The sequence below is a fragment of the Xenorhabdus sp. KK7.4 genome, assembly GCF_963876465.1.
In the GTDB taxonomy this organism is placed as follows: domain Bacteria; phylum Pseudomonadota; class Gammaproteobacteria; order Enterobacterales; family Enterobacteriaceae; genus Xenorhabdus; species Xenorhabdus stockiae.
In genome coordinates, this window is sequence record NZ_CAWNQF010000093.1 from 1 (window position 1) to 18,040 (window position 18,040).

General features: G+C 51.5%; 23 protein-coding genes. All 23 read right to left on the bottom strand.

Annotated features, from left to right (window positions below; all coding sequences use genetic code 11):
• Positions 1–819 (bottom strand): host specificity protein J (locus AACS90_RS16760; RefSeq protein ID WP_193757283.1); only part of this gene is annotated, 819 nt, incomplete at its 3' end.
• A gap of 53 nt (positions 820–872) precedes the next feature.
• Positions 873–1,448 (bottom strand): tail assembly protein, encoded by a 576-nt coding sequence (locus tag AACS90_RS16765; RefSeq protein WP_099123367.1) that lies wholly within the window; start codon positions 1,446–1,448, stop codon positions 873–875.
• A complete protein-coding gene (locus AACS90_RS16770; protein ID WP_099123368.1) occupies positions 1,448–2,152 on the bottom strand; it encodes a C40 family peptidase in 705 nt (234 codons plus the stop codon). Before AACS90_RS16770 ends, AACS90_RS16765 begins: the two co-directional genes overlap by 1 nt.
• Before the next feature lie 67 nt (positions 2,153–2,219).
• Complete coding sequence (locus tag AACS90_RS16775) at positions 2,220–2,516, bottom strand: hypothetical protein (protein WP_099123369.1); 297 nt, start codon at positions 2,514–2,516, stop codon at positions 2,220–2,222.
• A 51-nt stretch (positions 2,517–2,567) separates the two neighbouring features.
• On the bottom strand, positions 2,568–3,305 hold the full coding sequence (locus tag AACS90_RS16780) for a phage minor tail protein L (RefSeq protein ID WP_099123370.1): 738 nt from the start codon (positions 3,303–3,305) through the stop codon (positions 2,568–2,570).
• Positions 3,306–3,316: 11 nt separating this feature from the next.
• Positions 3,317–3,649, bottom strand: a complete 333-nt coding sequence (locus AACS90_RS16785) for a phage tail protein (RefSeq protein ID WP_099123371.1) — start codon at positions 3,647–3,649, stop codon at positions 3,317–3,319.
• The gene (locus tag AACS90_RS16790; protein ID WP_099123372.1) at positions 3,646–6,990 is read right to left on the bottom strand and encodes a phage tail tape measure protein; all 3,345 of its coding nucleotides are present in this window, start codon (positions 6,988–6,990) and stop codon (positions 3,646–3,648) included. The genes AACS90_RS16785 and AACS90_RS16790 overlap by 4 nt, the downstream gene beginning before the upstream one ends.
• A 227-nt stretch (positions 6,991–7,217) precedes the next feature.
• Positions 7,218–7,565: a phage tail protein gene (locus AACS90_RS16795; protein WP_099123373.1), complete on the bottom strand. Its 348-nt coding sequence runs from the start codon at positions 7,563–7,565 to the stop codon at positions 7,218–7,220.
• Positions 7,562–8,026, bottom strand: coding sequence for a phage tail protein (locus AACS90_RS16800; protein ID WP_099123374.1), 465 nt, complete (start codon positions 8,024–8,026; stop codon positions 7,562–7,564). Before AACS90_RS16800 ends, AACS90_RS16795 begins: the two co-directional genes overlap by 4 nt.
• Before the next feature lie 18 nt (positions 8,027–8,044).
• Positions 8,045–8,449, bottom strand: a complete 405-nt coding sequence (locus tag AACS90_RS16805) for an HK97-gp10 family putative phage morphogenesis protein (protein WP_099123375.1) — start codon at positions 8,447–8,449, stop codon at positions 8,045–8,047.
• The gene (locus AACS90_RS16810) at positions 8,446–8,742 is read right to left on the bottom strand and encodes a hypothetical protein (protein ID WP_241538315.1); all 297 of its coding nucleotides are present in this window, start codon (positions 8,740–8,742) and stop codon (positions 8,446–8,448) included. The genes AACS90_RS16805 and AACS90_RS16810 overlap by 4 nt, the downstream gene beginning before the upstream one ends.
• Positions 8,743–8,818: 76 nt before the next feature.
• Complete coding sequence (locus AACS90_RS16815; protein ID WP_099123377.1) at positions 8,819–9,145, bottom strand: phage head closure protein; 327 nt, start codon at positions 9,143–9,145, stop codon at positions 8,819–8,821.
• 9 nt (positions 9,146–9,154) lie between these two features.
• The gene (locus AACS90_RS16820; RefSeq protein ID WP_099123388.1) at positions 9,155–9,457 is read right to left on the bottom strand and encodes a head-tail connector protein; all 303 of its coding nucleotides are present in this window, start codon (positions 9,455–9,457) and stop codon (positions 9,155–9,157) included.
• 82 nt (positions 9,458–9,539) lie between these two features.
• Positions 9,540–10,754, bottom strand: coding sequence for a phage major capsid protein (locus tag AACS90_RS16825; RefSeq protein WP_099123378.1), 1,215 nt, complete (start codon positions 10,752–10,754; stop codon positions 9,540–9,542).
• Positions 10,755–10,763: 9 nt separating this feature from the next.
• Entirely contained in the window at positions 10,764–11,363 is a 600-nt protein-coding gene (locus tag AACS90_RS16830; protein WP_099123379.1) for an HK97 family phage prohead protease, read from the bottom strand.
• Entirely contained in the window at positions 11,356–12,579 is a 1,224-nt protein-coding gene (locus AACS90_RS16835) for a phage portal protein (RefSeq protein WP_099123380.1), read from the bottom strand. Before AACS90_RS16835 ends, AACS90_RS16830 begins: the two co-directional genes overlap by 8 nt.
• Positions 12,569–12,730 (bottom strand): hypothetical protein, encoded by a 162-nt coding sequence (locus AACS90_RS16840; protein WP_193757284.1) that lies wholly within the window; start codon positions 12,728–12,730, stop codon positions 12,569–12,571. Before AACS90_RS16840 ends, AACS90_RS16835 begins: the two co-directional genes overlap by 11 nt.
• Positions 12,727–14,457 carry a terminase large subunit gene (locus tag AACS90_RS16845; protein ID WP_099123381.1) on the bottom strand — a complete coding sequence of 577 codons (1,731 nt, stop codon included), beginning with the start codon at positions 14,455–14,457 and terminating at the stop codon, positions 12,727–12,729. Before AACS90_RS16845 ends, AACS90_RS16840 begins: the two co-directional genes overlap by 4 nt.
• Positions 14,454–14,948: a phage terminase small subunit P27 family gene (locus tag AACS90_RS16850; protein ID WP_099123382.1), complete on the bottom strand. Its 495-nt coding sequence runs from the start codon at positions 14,946–14,948 to the stop codon at positions 14,454–14,456. Before AACS90_RS16850 ends, AACS90_RS16845 begins: the two co-directional genes overlap by 4 nt.
• A 267-nt stretch (positions 14,949–15,215) precedes the next feature.
• Positions 15,216–15,566: an HNH endonuclease gene (locus AACS90_RS16855; protein WP_099123383.1), complete on the bottom strand. Its 351-nt coding sequence runs from the start codon at positions 15,564–15,566 to the stop codon at positions 15,216–15,218.
• Between the two features lie 4 nt (positions 15,567–15,570).
• On the bottom strand, positions 15,571–15,933 hold the full coding sequence (locus tag AACS90_RS16860; protein WP_099123384.1) for a hypothetical protein: 363 nt from the start codon (positions 15,931–15,933) through the stop codon (positions 15,571–15,573).
• A gap of 614 nt (positions 15,934–16,547) precedes the next feature.
• A complete protein-coding gene (locus AACS90_RS16865) occupies positions 16,548–17,129 on the bottom strand; it encodes a hypothetical protein (RefSeq protein ID WP_099123385.1) in 582 nt (193 codons plus the stop codon).
• Between the two features lie 19 nt (positions 17,130–17,148).
• Positions 17,149–17,523: a hypothetical protein gene (locus tag AACS90_RS16870; protein WP_099123386.1), complete on the bottom strand. Its 375-nt coding sequence runs from the start codon at positions 17,521–17,523 to the stop codon at positions 17,149–17,151.
• Positions 17,524–18,040 lie beyond the last annotated feature (517 nt).

Below are 18,040 nucleotides of genomic sequence, written 5' to 3' on the forward strand. Positions count from 1 at the left end.
TGCCCATTTGAATTGTCCTGACCACACGCCAGAGTAACTGCGGGCTTCAGGGTTATAATTATCCGGCACACGAATAACGCGCATCTTCGGCTCACAGGAAACCTGCGGGATATTGCGAAACTGTTTGGCATCAAACTGAACATGCAACAAGGCGGTTTCGGGGTAACTCAGCTTAGCATCGATAACCTCTGTAATGGCCTCGACCATCATGGCATCAGCAATCCGGTTACTGTTCTGCTTAGGCGTTAACCGACGAACACGCACCTGCCAGCCAGAATGCGCTTTGGGTAAATCGATGCGGTGTGAACGTTCATATTTGGTGGTCGTCTTGCCATCGGCGGCTGTGCTCAGCACTGCCTGATAAGCACCGCCGTCTGTCGCAACTTCAATCACATAATCAATGCGGTAACCGACGGTATCCCCGTTTTCTTTCTGCGTCTGCAACTGGGGCCATGACAAGCGGATGCGCACAGCGGATAACTGGGTATTGGTGACCGATCTCACCCATGATTCAGCTAACTCCGTGCCCACTGTTAACTCATTTTCAACGGCTGGCACCCCTTTGATATAGTCCTGATGTGGGGTCCCGTGGCGAAATTCCCACTTCACCCCCTCAAAGTTAGATTTACCGTCCGGCCCGATAATGGGCGTGTTATCCAGAAAGATATTGGTCCCATCCAGTCCACCGGCGAATTCCCCTTCCCCCAGTGCCAGTAAGATTTTGGCATACGAGGTTGACTGTAACGAATCCGGCGATTCGACCGGGGTGCGGGGGCTGTCACTGCCGCCTTTACTGCCCTGAATCTGATGCTGTTCCATATTTCACCCGTAAAAAAAGCCGCCTGAGCGACCTGACTGAACACTGTGAAGCGTTATTGTTGATCTTCGGCGTAAATCCCCGCAGAGATAATGGCACCTCCGATGCGGCGCTTGCCGTACCCAATCGGCACGGGGTTGCCCTGCGCGATGGAGTTGACCGGACCACCAAACGCATACGAGGGTTTATTGTCGGGGTCTTCCCGTCGCGCCAGTCCGCCCGGCATCGGGGACAACATCTGCACCACGCCGCCCAGCATCATACCCACACCGGACATCACCATCGGCGCACCAAACGGTGTCGCCCATAAGAACACACCAGCCACTACCATGACTGCCCCGAGGATGGTTTGTAATACCCCTGCTTTCTTGCTGCCAATGATCACCGGGACAATCCGAATATCACCTTCCCCGGAAAAGGCTAGTTCATCCTGACTGATATTGCGCTTACCGATAAATACAGCAAAAGTGAGTCCGCGCTCTCTGGCGGTGAGGAGGTATTTTTCAAAACCCTCAATCAGCACAGACAAGGCCCGGATCGCCTCCTGCGGTGAAGAGACTGCCAGCCGATGCGCTCGTCCGAACTGCGTACCCAGTGTGCCGTATAAGCGTATTGTGCGTATCGTTTCCATCACTCCTCCTTATATCTGACGATTTTCACCGTGCGTTCCTGCCAGTAGCCACTGTAAGACACACGGTTGCTGAGTTGCCCGTACATATGGTGCAGCATTAATCCGTCACCGAGATACACCCCGGCATGATTAGGTTCACGGGCCTGCACCTGCATGATGATCACATCCCCGACCTGTAATTCCCCGCTGCACTCAACAAACCCCGCCGAGGCGTAGTGCTGCATATAGAGATTTTCGCCACGGTTCCACCAGCCATCCGTCCGGACAAAATCCGGTAATTCAATGTTGCGCTCCAGCCGATACCAGTCACGGACAATGGCGTAACAATCCCAGATACCGTGGACAAACGGACGTTCCAGCAAAGGCTTGATACCCGCCGAGGGCATTAGCGTACGGATATCCCCTTCCGGCCATGAGACAATCACCCACGGGAGCTGTGACAGATCACACTGGGCAATGTCTAACTGACTGGGCTGGGTGGTCGCATCCGGGTGACTGTGGACAATCGCCACTATCGTTCCGGTATCTTCGGCGGCGGCGTAATCTTCCGGGTGGAGGCTGAACTGTTCTGTTGGCACTGAGGCTGTATTGCGACAGGGAAGATACTGTTGTTTGCGGCTGTTCTGAATGACTAACCCACAGCATTCATTCGGGTAGTCGGCCTGCGCGTGTGCTAGGATGGCTTGGATAATATGAGGACGCATAAAGGCTCCATAACGAAAAAAGCCCCAAAAGGGGCTATTTCATTCAAGATAGTAATGACGAGTAATTTTACGATTTTTGTATTGCTTCAATTTCCCGTAATCTTTGTTCAATTTCTTTTTTGTGTTCAGCGAGATTACGTATATCACACTCTTCTTTTTTGAGCTGGTTTTCTAGCTCCCCTTTACTATATTGTTGTAACTCGCTGACAGACTCAACAGGGGTTCTTATCGATTCATCTAGCGCCTCATTTAACCCTCTCTTTGAGTACTTCGGGCAACCCTCATACCAATACCCTTCCTGAGCGGCAGCATATGAGGATGAAAACAACAACGCAGCGACAACAAAAAGCAGGCGATATTTCATGTCATTATCCTAATCAGACTGGTTATCATACCCCCTAGTTGTAGCAAATGATTAACGTCTCAGCAAGGCGGAACCGGGAAAGCCACCAAACGGCAATTGCGCATTTTCACCGAACCGCAGTTTGCAATCATTCATCAGGCCACCGCATACATCCTTTGACGGATCATCCGTTGGATTGCCCTCTTCATCAAAATAGCGCGTTCCGGTGTAATTACAGGGGGATTTACGATACAGCCCACGCATACACCATGTACACAGGCTATGGATTTGACGGGTGGGGATCTGGATCCCCTGCAAATCTGCCGGAGAAGATAAAGCGAAATGGACTTCGGTATTATCTTCATGGGTTTTACTGTCAATGTAGAAAACGTCTACTTTTTCCTGTGTCGGGTCAGCCTCCGGGTTACCCTCGGGGAAGTTGCGCGCATCCAGATAATGGGTGAAGGTCATGCGAATAGTCATACGTGCCTGCGCCATATTATGGTAAGCCAGACACAGGGCGCTGATGGTGCCATCCAGATTGGCGACCCTTAACGCGGGAGAAGCGGTACTGCCATCACTCTGAATTTCCAGCCCCTTAACCTCAACCGGCCACGGCTTATATTCTACGCCCTGCCACCAGAGGGATTTAGCAGGTAAATTGTCTGAACTTTCCAGCTCCGCCTGCGTGTACGCTATCGGGTGGTTATGAAAGTACAGCTCTGGCCCGCCAAACGCTGAACCATCAAGGGCAAACAATAAGACTTTGCTCCCCGGCTCCAGTTGCTGGAGTGTCGTGTTTATCGTCATAATGATGTTCTCTACGGATGGTAAGTGCGGGTAAAGATCACGGACAGCGTGAAGTAAGCCCCATGTGCCTGTATATTGAATTTCCCCGCCTGATACAGCCCTAACTCCGATAACGGGTTACGCCACTTAAAGGAACGCCAGCCCTGATGTTCACGTAAGAAAGCCATAATCGGCTGAATATCCGACAAGGGTCCCACAAATGACAGCGGCCAGCTTTCCCGCTGCGCATTGATGCCGTCACCGGTGGTTTGCTTGTACCCATCGCCGAACTGAACAGATCGCACCACCGGTTCAAATTCCCCTGCCGCCCCGACCCGAGCGGGAAAATCAAACGTCTTTATCATCGCCGTCCTCCTTTAATCGCCACACTGAGTTCACCGCCCTGCCCGAGACTCTTGTGTAACAGGGTCTTAAATCGCTGGTCGATAAACTTCGCAATATCCTGTCCTGCCGATTCAAAGCCGCTGGTTGCCTTCACTTCCTGATTCCCATCAGAATGAATTACGATGCTGACATGATTGGTGGTTTGGTTGTTGGTGCTACCGCTAGCCTCTACGCCCAACCGACCATCGGAACCGCGCTTTAACGGTAAAATCGCTTCGGGACCGGCTTCCCCCATCACGCCACCGCCTTTCGCAAAAGCAAATAAAGTCGGACTGCTGACAATCTGCCCGCTGTACTGACTTAAGTTGGTCGATTGATAAACCCCGCCTTTTGCGTTCGGGATCGGGCTTTTCCAGATATCGGGGGTAATTGTAGTACCGGAACCAATCGAACCCATATTGTCCCCGGCTGAGGCTAAGGCATTGGTGCCCATATTTGCCATACCACCCCCGCCGAAGAAGCCTGAGATGGCTTTGGTGATCAGTGCCTGCATCGCAATACGCACCAAGTCCTGAATAATCGATTGGGCTAATGAGGCGGACAGCTCCCGCATGGATTCAGAGAACGACTTACTGCCGGTTAACATGCCGGTCAGGGCATTACTTGTCCGTTGTTCAACCACATCTAACAGATTGATTTGCATCCGCTGAAAATCCCCCTGCGCCCCGTACAGTTCTTTGGCGGCCGCAAGCTGGGCATCTCTAGAACGCGTGCCTGCTGCCGTAGTCAATTGCTCATAACGCTCTTTACTGATGCGGTTATTACGATAATACGCTTCATAAAGAGCCGTTTGTTCTGTGAGCTGGTTTTTCAATTGGGTAACGGGATCAACCTCACCCGCCATATCAAGTCGGGGCGCAGCAAGTTGTCTGGCCTGTTCTGCCAGCTGATCTTTCACTGAGGTTTGTTGGAGGGTTTTTCTGGCTAAAAAATATTCCTGTTCAGTCAACAACCGTTCAGCATACAGGGCTTTCAGCTCTTTGCTCGCGTCCCGCTCTTGCCGGATAAGGGCTTTTGCCGGGGCGTAGCGTTCTGCCAGTTCCTGTCGCTGTTTCTGGTGGTTTGCTGCATTGAGGGCTTTCAGGCGCTCAATTTCACTCTGAGAGACTAAGCCGGATTTAGCGACTTCATCCAGTTTTCTTTGTGTCTCCTGCTCGCTAAGCAGGATGCGGCCTAAACTCGTAGTGTGCGCCCGTTCAATATCAAAACGTAACTGCTGATACTGATTCAGGATCTGAGTGCTGCCTTTTTTCTTTTTGCTCCCTTTATCCTCGCCGTCATCACTGCCTGTCCACGGATTGTTGTTACTCTCTTCGGGCTTGGGCGTAATTGGGGGTGGAGGTGGAACATCGAATTTGCCTGCCGCTAGGGTTGAGCGTATATTTTTACCCCTCGCTGTTTTCTTTTCTAATCCCTTTAATATGTCCTCCTGTCGGCTAAGTAACTCTCTCTTTTCTTTTTCCAATTCTTTAGGATCGGGGCCTAAAAAGTATCCTTTTTTAGCCAGTTCAATTCTTCGGTCAGAGTACCTTTCCAGTCGGCGATTAACTCTTTCTAACTCCCCACTCAGATCGCTAATGTCACTATCATTTTTATCAAGCTCCACCTCCAGCTTGATTTTAGAAAGTCGTTGTAACTCGGCAATAGTTTCAACTGTTTGATCCTTTAACTGCCGTAATCCCTCTTTGGTCTGCACCGTGTGATTGTATAATCCATACAGCGCCGAACCTGCCAGTGCCGCTGCGCCAAGCGGACCACCCAGCAAAGATAATGCCCCACGAGCACCGGCGACCGTGCCACTTAAGAGGCGTGTTGAATACGACAACCGGCGGTTCGCCTCGGCCAATTGATTTTTCGCTGAAGTTTCAATGGCAATTGATTGTTTAATCTGGCGAAAATTAGCGGCGTATTCCTTCTGGTAATTAACGAAAATACCATGCTGTTTGTTGACGAGTGTCTGTGTCGCTAACCATTGGTTTTGCTGGCCGGCCTGTTCACGCATCGCCCGGGCAGAATCCAGTGTTTTCTGGGCAGTATCAGCCTGCTGCCGGGCGGTATCACGGGCGGCCTTTTCCGTCGCCCGCCATGCACTGACATTCTCCCGCAATCCCGCGGTCATTTTTATGGCCATCACCGGGATAAGGGTATGCAAGGCAACCCGGGCGAGCGTATTGAAGTTCTCAGACAGACTGTTGACGACACCGGTTACATTCTGCACGCCGGTACGCAACGGCCCGTCAGCACTACTGCCGACTTTAATCGCCAGTCCCTCAAAGGCTTTTCCCAGTACATCCAGATCGGCGCTCAGGTTATTGGCCCGTTCTCCGGCCTGATCATAGGCCACCTGTGTCCCGGTCAGCGACTGTTTGAGTTCATCCAGCTCACGCCGTCCGGTGACTAACTGTGAGGCGGCACTGAGGTTAGCCCGCCCGAACAATTTCGCCGCCTGCGCCGTCGATAGCTGTTTGTTTTTCAGGTACTCCAGCGCGGCACTTAAGCCCACCACCGAGGGTTTCAGGTTTTTATCGGTGGATTTCTCCAGCGCCAGCACCACGTTACGGATAGCCACACCCGCTTCCGCGCCTTTGATACCCCCTTTGGCTAACACCTGAATCGCGGCATTGAGTTCTTCAAACGACATCCCCGCTTGTGAGGCCATTGTGCCGCCGTTTTTGATGGCTAAAGCGGTTTCATTGATTTCGGACGCGCCGTACTTTGCCCCAGCGGCCAGTACGTTGATATAGCGATCGGCCTGTGCCGCTGACGCACCGAACTGATTCAGGGACAGTGCTAAGGCTTTGGTCGCTTCCGGTAATTCAATGCCGGAGGCTTGTGCTAGCGTAATGGCTTTCTCTGTCGCCTGTGTCAGTGCCTGCGTATTCTTCAGTAACTCCGGTTTCGCCGAGGCCATCAGTTTCAGGGCCTGCGCAACACCGGTGGCCCCGAATTCTGTTGTTCTTCCCAGTCGCTGAGCGTCTTCGTCCAGTTTTTTAAGCTGTGCGCCGGTCGCGCCGGTAATGGCAGACAGATCAGACAATGCCTGCCCGTATTTGCGCGTGTGGGAAATAATGGTGCCCAGCGAGAACCCGGTGCCCGCCAGTAACGCTAGCTGCCCGGACACGGATTTGATCTGGTTCGCTAACGAACTGTAGGTCTTGGTGACCTTTTTCCCGTCACTGGCGGCTTTATCAGCAAAGCGTTCTGATTCCCGCCCGGCATACCGGTACGCATCGGCAATTTGGGATTTAAATGAGGTGGCATTAACCAGTAAGCCGACCGTCAGGTTAGATAAATTCGCCATACGTTAACCTAATAATCTCATGACATCCTCGCACTGCGCCTGCACCGTATTAGAAGAGGTGGAAACAGGGGCAGGCGGCGGCGTGTCGGAATGTGTGCGGTTTTTCAGTCGGTAATAAGCCTGCCACTCATTAAGTGTGGAGGCCGGTAGCGACAGGATGCGATAGGGGTCTATTTCGCCGAGCTGTTCTGCTAAGGTAAAGGCAAAGTGCAGCGTCGGCGAATGGATTAGTTTTTTTCGGCCTCCTCCAGTGTCCCGATAGCATGGCGTTTCACTATCTGGATGGCTTCAATGATCGTGGCGTTATCATGCACCGCCATCAGTTCCTCAGCACTGGGTAACTCACTGGCGGCAATCGCCTGTCCTTTATCGTCAACCAGACAATCGAGCAACATCTGAATATTGAGGCGAGAAGCCTCGCGCCCGTCCCCGGCTTGACTCAGTTTTTCCGCCTGTTCTTCCAGCGTCAGTAACTCAGCCGACGTCATCCGGCGCAGATTCACTTGGGTACTAAAGAGTTCGACCGCTTTGATGTGCGGGCGCGGGGTCAGTAATGCAGCTTTCAGGGCTTTCATGGTGTCACTCCTGTTTTGGTGGTACCCCATACGAGGTTATTCTGTTTGCCCTTAACGGTAATTTGAATGACTTCACTGGCCGGGGCGTTAATGTCGTTCATCTCCCAGCCGGACAGGGCTAACACCATCGTCGCGGTGCGCTTGTTCGGCAGAGCAATGTAAAGCTGCACGGTCTCATGATTCTGGGCCGCATTCAGAAAGGCCGCAAAATCCGCATCTTCGGGATTATCAATAAAGCCCAGTGACTTCTCCGGCCCTTCCGGCATATCGGAAATAAACTGCTTATTGGTATCCATCAGGGTGGTGCAGTCAATAAAGCTACCGGTGAGTCCGGTTGCGCCCAGTGTTTTACAGTTTTCCAGCGGCTTCATCTGAGCGACGCTGTCACCGGGCTTACCAAACTTCACTATTGCGCCTTTAGGCAGCACGGCATACTCAGGTGAGGATTTTCTCTCTGCCATGATTCACTCCAATCAGGGTTATTTACTGTAACCGGATAAGGCCGCGCGGATTTCCTGCGCAAGCACCTTCATCACGGCGGTTTTGTTGTAATCTAAGGCCGGACGAATAAAGGGGCTGGGAACCTGCTTAATCGTGCCCATTTCCTGCGCTAAGGCTTTCATCCGATGTGCTTTGGTGGGGCCAACGGTGATCATCACCCCGCCCGGGTATTTCGTGGATTTAGTGGAACGCATTTTGATATTGTCCCGCAGGTGCGGCCCTTGACTCTTCGGGTCATACCCGGCGTGAGCCTGCATATCTTCCTGCACAATTTCCATCGCGGCTTTACCCGCCTGACGCAGAATCTTTGTCTGGAGGGCAACGTCTAATTCCTGCAATTTGCGCCCTAATTCCGCCAGACCGGATACGTTAGCCTTAATCATCGGTCAGCCTCCGTATAAGCAATGATAAAGTCACGGGTAATACGGTAGCGCTTGCGGTTATTGGTTTCTTCCGCCATCTCCTGCAACAGTGCCCCGCGGGTGACTGATTGCACCGGAGTACGACCGATAACGCCATGTTGTATCGCTTCCCATGCCGTACGTAGCGTGACCTCCAATTGCAGGGCTTGCGTGTAATTTTGGGTGATGATGCTGATTTGAAAACGCCCCTCAATCAATTGTGCCGGAGCTAATCCGGTATCAAAGGCCGGATCGCTGATGCGCTGGTAGGTCACCCCCTCTGAAACCGAGGACGGCAAGAGCAGCGGATAAACCGGTAATTGGGTGAGGCGTTCTAAATCGGCGTGAATATCAAGCTCGATCATGGCGAACCTCGGCTTCAGTGCTGATAATCGTACGGTCAGGCCGGTTGTTATCGACCGCACGCACGGTAAACCGCCGTCCCTGATGCTCAATCAGCCAGTCGATATCAATATCCTTGCGCGGTCTGACGGTGAATTCCTGTATTTCAATCACCTGCTGTTGGTCAGCGGTGCGGGTTTTGCGGTTCGACAAGGCTTTGGCTTTCGCCCAGACCGTGGTCACATAGTGGGGAATGATAGTTTCGGCCCCCAGTGCATCCCGCTCAATGACCGGGCGGAACAGTCTGATGCGGTGTCGCAGTGCGCCTGCTCTCATGGTGTGCTCCTATAGCGGAATAAAACGGTACGGCTCCAATAAAGCCTTAAAGCCGGTGGGTAAGGCTTGCGCCTCGCGGTTTTCGTACCAGTAGCCGACGGTCAGCATGATCGCCAGTGTCACGTCTTCGGTGACCAACAGCCCGTCCGGGTCATCAGTAGGGATACGGTCTTCATACAGTCGGCGGTTCAGGTAGCTTTCCACTCGGTTAATAGCAGCACGGGAATAGGTTTTCAGTAGATCATCTTCGGCGGTGTTATCCTCCTCAAGACGGCATTGCTGCCGGAGGAGAGTCAGTGAGGGAAAAGACACAGCACCTCCTGTCAGCCCGCGACCGCACCGGATCGCAGGCATAAAAAAACCGCACAAGGCGGCGGATGGTTTGCCTGACCGATTAAGCCGCCGGCGCGTTACCCTTGCTCACCAGTGCCTTAATCGCGGCGGTATCTTCCAGAATGCAGTCAAAGCGGTGGAAGGCAAGGAACGCGGTCTGATCATAATCGGCATAGCGCTCTACCAGTCGCTTCAGGGTCATATAGGCCACGCGACGCACGATAAAGCGATTGAAGTCACCGCAGTAGATAAACTTACTGCCCGGTCCCATATCGGCAATCGCCTGATCGATAACATACGGCACCCCTAATATCGTCGAAGGGACGACACCAGCAATTTCCGGCAACCACAGCGGGCGGTTCTGACCGTCTTCCATTTCAGTGATGATTTTCAGCGTGCTGTCATTGAAGGCCCAGCGGAAGGTACCCGCATTACGGTAGGCCGGGTCAATCGCGTGTTTCAGGGCGTTCATGTCTTTCCAGCTGAATTTGGCGGCTGCTTCCACCATGCCTGTGACCGAGGCTGCCAGTCCTTTGGGTTGCTGGGGACTGCCCGTGCCGGTGCCCCTCACCAGATACTTGGCCTCACCGCGACCGATACGCTCCGCAATCCGTTTCGCCAGATAGGCTTCCATATCAATCCCGGAGTCCTGCAACAGCTCGTTGGAGACCCGGATAATTTTAGAGGACAGCTTTTTCGCCCCGAGGGACGCGGTGCCGAACTCGGTGTCTTCTTCTTTGGCGGCGGTGTTTTCACCCAGCAGCTCGCCTTCTTCTGCGGTGCCGTCAGCAGTCGCCCACTCAATCGTCTGTCCGGTGGAGGTGCTGAGAATTTGCGCCACACTGGCAATCCCGCCATAGGCTTTCATGGACTCCACCACTTTGTTTAACATCTGAGTTGGCACGGTGTAGCCGCCTTTCTCGTCCGGGGTCGTCCCCTGAGCCCGCAACTCACGCAGCGCCTGACGCTCTTCCGTCGTCATTTCCCCCAGCCCGTGGCGCAGGAACTTATCAAAGGCCGCCGCCCGGCGCTCTTGCTGCTCGGTTTCGGGCTGCTGACGCTGCTCGGGTTCGGTGTTGTCCACCAGTTGTTGGTCCAGACTGCGCAAGGATTCCTCGCGCTGAATGTGCGCATCAATGCCGTCCAGCTCGGTTTTCGCCTTGTTCCATTCGGTGCGCTGCTCATCAGTCCATGCGGTCTCGCCGATGGTGTCATGCAGGGTGCGCATTTGAGCCGCAATCGTGTTACGGCGTTGTTTCAGTTCATGCAATTTCATGATCCCGTCCTAAATATTCAGTAAAGTCAGCATGCGCTCACGCGCCTGTTTTTGGTTGATAGCCTGCCGGAAAGCGCCACTGTCACGGGCTTCTTTCCATTGATTCAAAGAGCGTACAGCGGAATCCGCCTCCTGATACGCCGGATAAGTCACGGGACTGACATCGTAGAGCCGGGAGAAACGGTGAATTTCCCGGATAACAATCCCTTCGTCGTCTTCGTACCAGTGTTCACCGTCCCGGGCGACCCGGAAAGCAAAGGACGACTGGCTAATATCGCCCCGCTGTAAGGGAGCCAGCACCAGATCCCGGATGGTCTGATTATCGGGGGCCTGAATGCTGTATTGCAGGCCGCGTTCATCCACGGTCAACGTGAGAGTGCCCGCCGTACTGCGGCCTAAAATAAAATTGGGGTCATGGTTAAACAGCCCACGCACATCATCGTTGAGCACCTCATCAAAGGCCCCGGGTTTGATAATTTCGCGAAAGCCCCAAAGCGGCTCAGAGCGACTGTTAAACACCGAGCCGTAACCGACAATGCGGGTCGGCTGGTTCTCCGGGGTTTCCGTGCGCACTTCACCGGGGTAACAGCGCATTTCTCGGTCACGCATCGGTTTGATCCTCCTGTTCAGGCGGTTGAGAGTTAATAATGGGATTGGCGGCATTGACGCTGACCAGCATGTCATCCAGCCCGTCAACCGGGTTCATATCTTCAAAGGCCCGCGCTTCGTTGCGACTCATCCAGCCATCAGTGATAGCAAAATGGTAGAACTGGGCGCGCTCCTGCGGGGTGCCACGCAATAATCCCGCCAGATTAAAGCGGACATAAAAACCGGCCATCCGCTCCTGCCGGGTAAATAACCGGCGGTTCAGCTCCTGCTCCCAGTTCACCACCCACGGCATCACAGTGTGGCGGACAAACTGAATGGCCTGATTGCTGATATTGGAAAACGTGGCTTTTTCAAGGTCGTTAATCATGTGGGCCGGTACATTGAACAGCCCGGCAATCATGGAGCGGTTGAGCTTCATCATGTCAATCAGCTGGGCATCCACCGGCGAAACGGTCAGGGCTTTGTAATCCAGCTCTGCCGGCAGCAGCATGGTCTTGTTTTCTTCACTGCGCAGGGCCGCCGCTGCTTTACGCCACATCAGTTTAAGTCGTTCCCAGCCCTTATCATTGATTTCCCCTTTTACGGAGACAATCCCGGCTGGGCGGGCATTACCGCCAAAGAACGCACTGGTGTACTTCTGCCCGCTCATGCCCATGCCGATGGTTTCCGCATGTTGCAGGATGGGGCTTAAGCCCATTTTCTGGTTATTCCCCAATGCCCGGATGTGGATCATGTCGTCGGGACTGATGGCAAAATTGCCCTCTTCGTTATAGACCCCGTAGGTGTAGCGTCCACCGGTCTTTAACAGCGTGGTTTGCCACGGCATACAGGCTTCCATCGTAGTCACTTCGCCCTTCCGGTTACGTTTGACCCACGTATAGCCATTGCCCCAACCGAGGATATGGCGCTGTTTCAGCTCACGCCATTTATAGCTGGTCTGCCAGTCGTTCGGCTCGTCATGGAGGAGATAAAACACCGGGTGCTCCCGCGCCATCTCAACCGATTTACCGGTCTTGCGCATCACATGCACCGGCATCTGGGCTACCGAGGAGGCCAGCACATAAATACAGGCATAGACTGCCGCCAGTTTCATGGAGGTTTCCGGGCTGACATAGACATCGGCGCGGAACAGACCATCATGCTCTGCTGACTCCACAGTCAACGGGGTATGGGGATTTTCCAGCGGTTCACTGCGAAACAGCGCATCAAGTAGCATGGGGCCTCCTGCGGACAACCGCCAGCGCGTAGCCGATCAACAGACTACCGCCGATAATCAGGGTATTCGCTAATCCGTATTTCAGGTAACAGCCGGTCAGCACCGCCCCAACGCCGGTCAGGGCAGTGATATCTATCAGTAAATTTTTCATAGCATTAAGAGATCGTCCGGGTCGAGGTTAGACAGAAAATCAGGTTCATCATGTAAAATAGCCCGCCCCATCGCCATAATCAGCGCGACCGCCCCATCGATTTTGCCGTCCTTTTGTTCCTTAATGGGGCGCACGATGTCATCATTTCCGCCCATCGTTTTTCCCACCACGTTACCGATACACCACGACATAATCGGGTTACCATCGTGGTGAAAACGCCCGGACTGGATAGCGGCTTCCAGCTCCTTCATCGGGTCACTCATTTGGGTAAAGTTCTGGGTAATAATGATCGGGTTAATCCCTTCATCGGCCAGTGCATGGGACAGCCCCGTCGCGCCGAAAGGGTCAATCGGCGCTTCACTGACGGGGTTCAGGTGACAGGCGGCTTTCGCTTCTTCCAGTATATAGCGGTAATCCACCTCCGCCCCTTCGGTGACAGTCAGCAGATCCATTCCTACCCACTTTTGAAAGCGTTCAGCGGTGCGGCGGTTCTCGTTCTGCTCCACACTGTACACCGTGTCATACGGCACCCAGAAACGCGGGGCAATACTGTAAAAATGCCGCTTGCCGTCGATGTCACGGACAAACAATCGCGCCATGCTGTTCATATCCAGCTTGCGGGCGAGGTCAAAGGCCAGAAAACAGGGTTGACCCTCAAATTGTTCCAATGTCAACGTGGTATCTTCGCACTGCTTCCAGCTCACCATATTGAAATACGCTTCTCGGGCAGAAACCCAGATATTGAGGTGCTTCGTCTTAAAGACACTGGCAAGCCGGGGATTATTCATCGCACGCTGTTGCTGGCTCAGCAGGAAATCCGCATAGACTGACACGCCCATATTGGGGTTGGCCTTACGTAACACGTCCGGGGAGGTCCAGTCATCCCCTTCATCCACGGTGTAGATCACGCCGAACAGCTCATCATTGGGCACATTGCCGGACAGCATTTCAATCACCTCGCGCCGCTTGTCATAACACGGGCCTTCAATGTTGTAACCTGCGGTGGTGATCGCCCACATCAGCGGCTGTCGCCGCGCCCCCATCCCGGTAAGCATGGTGGTGTAGAGGTCGTCGGTATCATGTTCATGGTATTCATCCACAATCGCACAACTGGGAGACTGCCCGTCACCGGGATTGCCAATCAGGGGTTCCAGTCGTGCCCCGTCTACCGGACGGTTCAGGTTGGAGGCATTCACTTCAATACCGAATGCTTCCGTCAGCATCGGTGTGCGTTTACACATGAGTCGGGCAGGCCGGAATACTTCCCACGCCTGTTTCTCCGTCGTCGCACCGGAATAGACTTCCGCGCCGAATTCGTCATCACAGGTGAAGCAATAGAGGGCGACGCCGGCTGAAATGGCGGATTTACCATTTTTACGGGGAATTTCGGTATACACTTCCCGAAAGCGGCGTAACCGGCTGCCCTTATGCACCCAGCCAAACGCCGAGCAGACAATAAACAATTGCCACGACTCCAGCGTGATGGGCATCCGCTTAAATGCCCATTCCCCTTTTGTGTGGGGCAATAACTGAATAAACTTCGCCGCCTGCTCCGCTAAATCCTTATCGAACCGGTACTTAAAGGCCTTAACCTTTTCCTGACTTAAATCATCCAGATGGCGCTGACAGGCCTCTTTAACATAACGACCCGCCTCAATCTTGCCCCGGACTACATCCCGGGCGTACTGGTTCGCGGCATTAACATTCAGGTAAGATTTGCGGCTCATGATGAAATTATCCTCATAAACGGATTGTCCGTTTTAGCCTGTCCGGCGGCCCCAATCAGACGCTGACGACTACTCGGATCTAATCCCAGCATGGAACCGGTTGTATCCATTTCAGACTGCTGCTCCTTTTTGGCGGTCAGCTCAGGGTTTTTGATGGGGCCGCCTGTTGCCCCTGTGACCGTGTTTCCCTGCCGGGCAATATTGATCACTGCCTGCCGCCAGAACTGGTAGGCGACACACCAGCGTTCCAACACTGTCAAATCGGTTACGCACAGTAATCCTTGCGCACACAGTTCTTTGCTGGTCAACTCCCACATCACTACCGCCAACGGCATCTCGTGCTCAACAAACCAATCAGGCGGTGATACGCCTGTCAACGGAGTAAACGCCGGTTCATCCCGGTTCAGTTTGCGCTTACCCGGATTGCCGGCCAGTTCTTTTCGTGCCGTCGGCTTCGGGCGACGACCTGATCTGCCCGCCGTTCCAGCCATACTCAGAACCTCCTGAAGTGAAAAAACAGAGAAAATAATCCTTATAAACCACCGATTTAAATTTCATTTTTCGCGGGCATAAAAAAAGCCCTTAGGCGGCGGTCCTCAGGGCACGAGAGGGGTAGCGATCTCACCTCCCCCTCCCCTAATGTGACCATGACAGCGGTAATGGTTTCAGTTAAAAATTAAATCATCACGGGAGTGTTTAGCTGTGATGATGCCATCGGATAGATTGACTCATGAGCATACTATGACCTCAATGAATCATTATCTCAGTCGTTCGGTTGCTGTCTTACGGCTATGGCAGGCTTCACATAACAATTGCAAATTTGATAACGCATCCGTGCCGCCATGCGCCTTGGGTGTAATATGGTCTACCGTTGTACCTGTCGTGGCTCGCCCTTGTCGTAAGCATTGCTGACACAGGTGTTTATCCCGTTGCTTGATAGTGGCCCTGAGTTTGTCCCATGAGCTGCCATAACCGCGGGCATGTCGGCTCTTGCCCTGTTGGTGAGCCTGCCAGCCGGTATGCAGATGGTCAGGACAGTAGCCGCTGCGGTCAGTCGTGGTCTTGGGGCAACCCTGCTTACGGCAAGCTCGGGGGATGCGGGGTGGCATGGCATCACCACTTAGAGAACAATCCGCCGCGCTCACTCTCACGCGCAACAAACTGACGTAATTCTTCACGGACTATCTGACGGATGTGATCATCGTTGATTATTTCAGCGGTCTGTACAGGACCATATATTGTCTCTCTCAGTGGAGGAATGGCTACTCTGAGTTTCTTTTCTCCATCAAATAGTTTGAAGCCCTCGGCAACAACACCTTTATCTACTGCCAGTGTCATATCCTCGTCATAACGCCGACCATGAATGCGATCTAATAACTCAACGATATGTTCCAGCTGTGATTCAAGTTGGCTTAATGCTTCAGTGTCGTATTTGATGGCAACGGTGATGGCGTGTGTACCTGCGCTTTGTGACATGTCTACCCCTCATTGTGTTAATCCAATATCCGATAATCGGACTTTGGTCATTTAACTACATAGCTATCACTACTCTGTGAATCATGATGGCAATGTAAGCCGTCTCTCCGGCTGTCACATCACTTCGTCTGCCTACAGCGGATGTTGCTGATAATGACCTGTTATTCTCAGGGGCATGGGTTATTTTTGATTCGGTCAGTACGCTCGATGAAAAGGAGACATGTCATAGCTAATACCGACAGACGGCGATAACCCGGCGCAAAGGGATATCGGTATCGATACACCTGAAGAGGTGCGCACAAAAGAGTTATGTAAAAACAGATGGTTAAGTCGTTTTGTCCAGCCCCTTGCGCACAAGCAACATATTGAAAGGAAATGAGTTTATGGCTTTTGTCCAGCACATACATTAACCCTAGCCATATCTCTACAGTCGCAAATAAAAATGCCACCAGTCCGTATGCGTTGGGTACGCGGTGAGAACGAAGTGGCAGCATGAGTTATCTGTATTCCTTTAACCACTCAGGGAATGGGTAAAGAAATAAAAAAAGCCCCCGATAATTCAGAGGCTATAGAGATAAATTTATTTTAGAATAAATTTTTTTGAAGATTAATTACTAAGCAGTGAGTGATTGTGTTTCTGTAAACACAACTTTTGAAACTTGGCGATCTGGTAGAAGCATAACCGCCTCCTCAAGGTAAGTGTCATCCTTGAGTTGCTTCATTAAATTTTTTGCCGCACGAACCATCAAGGATGAGATAGCAAAAAACAAGAAAAAAGGCGACAAGTACATAATCATCATAAGACTATTAAACAATAGTACTTTTTGCAGTATATCAGCAGATTTTCTTATAGTGTCTATAACCTGATGATTATTGCATTTTTTGAAAAGCTCAATCTCTTTTCTTATCCGTGCTTCAATCTCCGGATTAGCGGCTAATCTTTTGCGTGCCCTTACGCGATTAGGTAAGGTCAGGAGATGTAATCTATTAATTGCATTATTTAGCGCCTCATGAATCAAATTTGCCGCTGTCGTATCCAGTTTTGACTTATCACTGATTATTTCGTTCCTAATACTATCACGCAAAGAGAATAACTGATTCCTGTAATACAGTCTTACAGACGGTAATAATATTCTCTCGTAAATATAGTGTACTGTTGCAAGCCCCAACAGTACATAAAACAGCACTGTTAGCATAGTTACCCCTTAATATTTGTTATTTGTCACTAGTTCCCAGTGGTTGACTAGTACGTGCCTGTTGATGAAGGGTTTTTTCCTTACCAATCCTACCAACTTCTGCACTAAACATACGACGCATCATTGCCGCATGACCAACCCAAAATATGATGGCTACGACAAAAAATCCCCAGCCAACCAAAGAATGATCTATGAACCCATCCAAAATTTTATTGATATGAAGAGATAGATCGGCTTCAGGTATACGATAAACTGTTAACAATATTATGACAAAAATTGATATCGGCACTAATTGACCTGTTGTCATAGCCTTTACCAAAATATCACGAACAGCTTGTGCCCAAGTGACCTTACTCTGAAATCTTCCATTGCTTTTTTGTTTCTGCTTTCCCATTAATCATCCAGCCGCGGTTATGATTTATAGGGGCGGATTCTACATCCAACCATAACTACCAGTCAAAAAAGTCCAGTTAATTTAAGGCACTGTGTTTCACATTTAGTTCTTAATAAACTTTTACATTCACGAGAATAAACCAAATAAAAACTATTCAGGGTATTTTATTAGCATTTATCACTATCATAGTAGTAGTTGTCACCTCTATTATTCTATATGCCATCAAATTTTTATCAATTCCCCTAAATTGTGTCAGAAACCATAGAAGCAGTTCTTAACTATATATCTAATCTCACTGAATTAATACTTTCATATAATGCATTTATTAGCCGTTATTGAAGTATTTATGAAAGTATCTTCTGCTCTCGATTATTAATATTCAACTTACAATTAGTTACCTCACCCACACTGCGCCCTAACATACTCCTGCAACCCCGAATTATTTGTTCTGAGGTAGCTACTCAGAATGTAGTTGGTTGAGCCACAGCACGAACCCAGCACATGATTCCCTTTTGCA

Coding starts and splice junctions, on each gene's coding strand:
- AACS90_RS16785 (WP_099123371.1), bottom strand. CDS start 3,649: ATGATAAAGACGTTTGATTTTCCCGCTCGGGTCGGGGCGGCAGGGGAA.
- AACS90_RS16850 (WP_099123382.1), bottom strand. CDS start 14,948: ATGGCTGGAACGGCGGGCAGATCAGGTCGTCGCCCGAAGCCGACGGCA.
- AACS90_RS16800 (WP_099123374.1), bottom strand. CDS start 8,026: ATGGCAGAGAGAAAATCCTCACCTGAGTATGCCGTGCTGCCTAAAGGC.
- AACS90_RS16790 (WP_099123372.1), bottom strand. CDS start 6,990: ATGGCGAATTTATCTAACCTGACGGTCGGCTTACTGGTTAATGCCACC.
- AACS90_RS16855 (WP_099123383.1), bottom strand. CDS start 15,566: ATGCCACCCCGCATCCCCCGAGCTTGCCGTAAGCAGGGTTGCCCCAAG.
- AACS90_RS16805 (WP_099123375.1), bottom strand. CDS start 8,449: ATGATTAAGGCTAACGTATCCGGTCTGGCGGAATTAGGGCGCAAATTG.
- AACS90_RS16860 (WP_099123384.1), bottom strand. CDS start 15,933: ATGTCACAAAGCGCAGGTACACACGCCATCACCGTTGCCATCAAATAC.
- AACS90_RS16840 (WP_193757284.1), bottom strand. CDS start 12,730: ATGAAAAATTTACTGATAGATATCACTGCCCTGACCGGCGTTGGGGCG.
- AACS90_RS16870 (WP_099123386.1), bottom strand. CDS start 17,523: ATGGGAAAGCAGAAACAAAAAAGCAATGGAAGATTTCAGAGTAAGGTC.
- AACS90_RS16835 (WP_099123380.1), bottom strand. CDS start 12,579: ATGCTACTTGATGCGCTGTTTCGCAGTGAACCGCTGGAAAATCCCCAT.
- AACS90_RS16775 (WP_099123369.1), bottom strand. CDS start 2,516: ATGAAATATCGCCTGCTTTTTGTTGTCGCTGCGTTGTTGTTTTCATCC.
- AACS90_RS16815 (WP_099123377.1), bottom strand. CDS start 9,145: ATGAGAGCAGGCGCACTGCGACACCGCATCAGACTGTTCCGCCCGGTC.
- AACS90_RS16765 (WP_099123367.1), bottom strand. CDS start 1,448: ATGGAAACGATACGCACAATACGCTTATACGGCACACTGGGTACGCAG.
- AACS90_RS16865 (WP_099123385.1), bottom strand. CDS start 17,129: ATGCTAACAGTGCTGTTTTATGTACTGTTGGGGCTTGCAACAGTACAC.
- AACS90_RS16825 (WP_099123378.1), bottom strand. CDS start 10,754: ATGAAATTGCATGAACTGAAACAACGCCGTAACACGATTGCGGCTCAA.
- AACS90_RS16780 (WP_099123370.1), bottom strand. CDS start 3,305: ATGACGATAAACACGACACTCCAGCAACTGGAGCCGGGGAGCAAAGTC.
- AACS90_RS16845 (WP_099123381.1), bottom strand. CDS start 14,457: ATGAGCCGCAAATCTTACCTGAATGTTAATGCCGCGAACCAGTACGCC.
- AACS90_RS16830 (WP_099123379.1), bottom strand. CDS start 11,363: ATGCGTGACCGAGAAATGCGCTGTTACCCCGGTGAAGTGCGCACGGAA.
- AACS90_RS16795 (WP_099123373.1), bottom strand. CDS start 7,565: ATGAAAGCCCTGAAAGCTGCATTACTGACCCCGCGCCCGCACATCAAA.
- AACS90_RS16770 (WP_099123368.1), bottom strand. CDS start 2,152: ATGCGTCCTCATATTATCCAAGCCATCCTAGCACACGCGCAGGCCGAC.